This window comes from Mesorhizobium sp. CO1-1-8, assembly GCF_020164875.1.
In the GTDB taxonomy this organism is placed as follows: domain Bacteria; phylum Pseudomonadota; class Alphaproteobacteria; order Rhizobiales; family Rhizobiaceae; genus Mesorhizobium.
Window position 1 is genome coordinate 1 of the sequence record NZ_JAIUGZ010000033.1, and the last position, 2,720, is coordinate 2,720.

4 protein-coding genes are annotated in these 2,720 nt (G+C 56.5%); 3 read left to right on the forward strand and 1 reads right to left on the reverse strand.

Annotated features, from left to right (window positions below; all coding sequences use genetic code 11):
• Positions 1 to 2: 2 nt before the first annotated feature.
• Positions 3 to 278: a DUF6894 family protein gene (locus LB558_RS32780; protein WP_224701530.1), complete on the reverse strand. Its 276-nt coding sequence runs from the start codon at positions 276 to 278 to the stop codon at positions 3 to 5.
• Positions 279 to 755: 477 nt separating this feature from the next.
• Here LB558_RS32780 and LB558_RS32785 point away from each other — a divergent pair, with 477 nt between their 5' ends.
• The 3 genes from LB558_RS32785 (at position 756) to LB558_RS32795 (ending at position 2,282) form a co-directional block, all read left to right on the forward strand.
• Positions 756 to 1,127 (forward strand): hypothetical protein, encoded by a 372-nt coding sequence (locus tag LB558_RS32785; protein WP_224701531.1) that lies wholly within the window; start codon positions 756 to 758, stop codon positions 1,125 to 1,127.
• 509 nt (positions 1,128 to 1,636) lie between these two features.
• The gene (locus LB558_RS32790; RefSeq protein WP_318011695.1) at positions 1,637 to 1,837 is read left to right on the forward strand and encodes a hypothetical protein; all 201 of its coding nucleotides are present in this window, start codon (positions 1,637 to 1,639) and stop codon (positions 1,835 to 1,837) included.
• Positions 1,812 to 2,282, forward strand: a complete 471-nt coding sequence (locus LB558_RS32795) for a hypothetical protein (RefSeq protein WP_224701534.1) — start codon at positions 1,812 to 1,814, stop codon at positions 2,280 to 2,282. Before LB558_RS32790 ends, LB558_RS32795 begins: the two co-directional genes overlap by 26 nt.
• Positions 2,283 to 2,720 lie beyond the last annotated feature (438 nt).

Sequence of the window (2,720 nt, forward strand, 5' to 3'; positions counted from 1 at the left end):
CCCTAGATGTGGCTGTCCGGCGAGGATCGCGAAGCAGACGACGAACGTTGCGCCTCAACATTGAAAACAATGCTCCCCCGAAACACCAAGTCGCCGCCCTCATCTCGCACGACAATCACCATTCTGTGATGGTCGCCATCCGGAAGAGCGTCTTTAGTCATCTCTGCCAAGGCTTTGATTGCTTCATATTTGACCGCGCCGAGATCGGCGCATTCTGTTCCCTCGTCGTCAGGGAAGATTGTCCCGTTATCATCTAGATCGAAGTAATAGAGTGCCATCGTAACCGAACCAAAAGGATTAGCGTTTGTTCCTCGCTCGAGTTCCTGGATGACCCAACCCCAAGGCGGGGCCAACGCGCTCAATCGTAAACCTCGTGGCTGAATAACTCAGATTTGTGATGCTCTGCCGCTCTAGGACGGGACGGAGGCACTTCGGGCTAATTGATATTCCTGTGCGAATCGCCTCTTCTTGTCCGAGGACCAATCGCAACGCAGTTTGCTCAATCCATGGTTCCCTTTCTTGAAGGCGACCGGCGTTTCCCCCGCCCCCCAGCCGGCGTCGGTCGCCCCACTCTCCGGCAGGTGCAACTGTAGCTAAGTTTCGAACTCGCTGCTCCTAGTCGCGAGCAGAAGGTGACGGAGTGCTAATTGCCATTAACGCAGGTTAATGCGCCGAACGGGCGACGCGTTAGAAGGTAGCGCTGGTGCCTCCGACGCAACTCTTTGGCTATAGGTCGGACCCAGAGGAAGAAGCCAATGAGACACAATCCGCCGGTGATGTCCGCCTTTGATTTTGATGTGGTCAAAAACGCGCTCAAAGCCATAGTTGTTGAGGGCGGCGTACCCGAATCCGAATGGGATCAACAAGCTCGCAATCTCGTGAGAATTTTCTCCGGCACCGGGGCAGACGAGACCATGATTCGAGTTCTGCTTAAGGCCTGCCGGAGCTGCATAGGCAACACGTCCGGAAGGGAGCTTTCCGTCACGCACGGTGGCGGTGCTCACGTAGGAGGCCAGTATCGCAATCTACGACGTTCAAGGGAACTGCTTGCTAGAGGCCGTCATCAAAGGCGGAGAGTAGAGGACGCTGGTTCCTTAGTGTTGAGCGATAAAAGCCTTTCCGATTAGATCATGGGGTGCGTTGAAAGGGCCTCAGGCCGTAGCCCGTCGCTTCGTTAATTGGGACTTTGGTCCCGTTGCTTCCGACCGAAGCCCAGCATCCGGAACCTTCGACTTTGGGTGGAGTTGGGTCGGCCTGGAACCTTGCCACATGTGATGCTGGTGAAAATGGCACTCTCCCCACGTTTGCTAATCTGCAAAATGACGCTCGAATGTCCCCATTGCGGTTTCGCTTTGAAGAGGGCAGGCAGTTGGTTTCAGGTCGTTTCCTCGCATCGATGCGAGGGGTGCCAACGCCAGTTTCGGATCACCTATCCCGACAAACTCAGACTCTTCGCCAAGCATGAGCATCTGCCAGCACTTGAACAGGCTCCGCAGCGTTCGTCCTAGATACCGGCATAATGGTCTCGATCAGGTCAGGGCGTCCAGATCACACTCTACCCTCCCACACTGACCTGCCAATCCAAAAGGATTATGGAACAATGCTAAATGGAACAGTCACATCCCCTGCCTTGGGGATGCGCGTGGCCAGCCTTCTAGCCAGAATGCAGGCGACCGAGATCACCGAAGGTGAATTGATGACCTTCCAGAAGGTCGTCGCGATCATGGGGGACGACCTGGGTCGTATCTATGGTGACGATCTTATCGCGGCCTCCTTCGTCAACGATCTATCGCCGGACAACGTGGCCGACCATGCCGACACTCAGCAGACTTTTTGACTCCCGTGCCGAAGCAGCTAAAGCCGCAGGCGATCTTGTGTCAGCGGGAATTGCCCGCGTACGGATCGCCGTTATCGGACCCTACCGCGACGAATTGGCTGGCTTCGGGATCGCTCCAACTGCCATTCTTGCCGCAGTGTTCAGCGGAAGCGCGCTTATGGCTTTTCTGATGGACCCTCACGGTGCGGGATTCTCGCCGACAGCACTGGCGGGGCTCGCTTGCGCCAGCATTGCTGGCGGGCTGATCGGATCAATGACAGCTGCCGCGTTGAAGCAGGATGAAGCGGATCCTGTCGAGGGGATCGTCTTGGTGACGGCGCATGTTCCGTGCTTGCTGTCCCTGCGACCTCATGCATGGCTGAAGCGGCATGATCCTGCCACCGGGCTGATACCCGCCCCGGCGTTTCCAGGGCCGGGCTCCCTCGTCCAATTCTGCATTGGATAATCGACGGATGTGTAACTTCAAGAGCGGTGGTCGTATCGGCGCTAGGGTGTGCTCCGCCGGAACAATTTACCTCCGCTTATGTTCGGGGTAAAATTTAGCGGAGCCTAATGTGAGATTCTTGCCCATTCAGGAACCATGCGACGCGTGGGCGGTATTCGACACCGCGACAGACGAACCGGCCGAGTATGCAGGTGAGTGCCTCATTGGTCTCACAAAGCCTGCCGCTTTTTGGCTCGCCGCCAGAGCAAACGAGGACGAAAGGAGAAGCAGTTGCCGGTGTGAATCGAGCGTCAACGCAGGGGCTACCGTTCGGGTTCTTCAGCAGCAATTGCGTATCCGGTCATGGGCGTAATGAGTGACGAGGGGAGGCAGTTCAGTTTATCGCAAATGCGTCGGTGTTGGGCTACGACGTTCGCGCCGCGATGATTTTCTATGGAG

Coding starts and splice junctions, on each gene's coding strand:
- LB558_RS32780 (WP_224701530.1), bottom strand. CDS start 278: ATGGCACTCTATTACTTCGATCTAGATGATAACGGGACAATCTTCCCT.
- LB558_RS32785 (WP_224701531.1), top strand. CDS start 756: ATGAGACACAATCCGCCGGTGATGTCCGCCTTTGATTTTGATGTGGTC.
- LB558_RS32790 (WP_318011695.1), top strand. CDS start 1,637: ATGCGCGTGGCCAGCCTTCTAGCCAGAATGCAGGCGACCGAGATCACC.
- LB558_RS32795 (WP_224701534.1), top strand. CDS start 1,812: ATGCCGACACTCAGCAGACTTTTTGACTCCCGTGCCGAAGCAGCTAAA.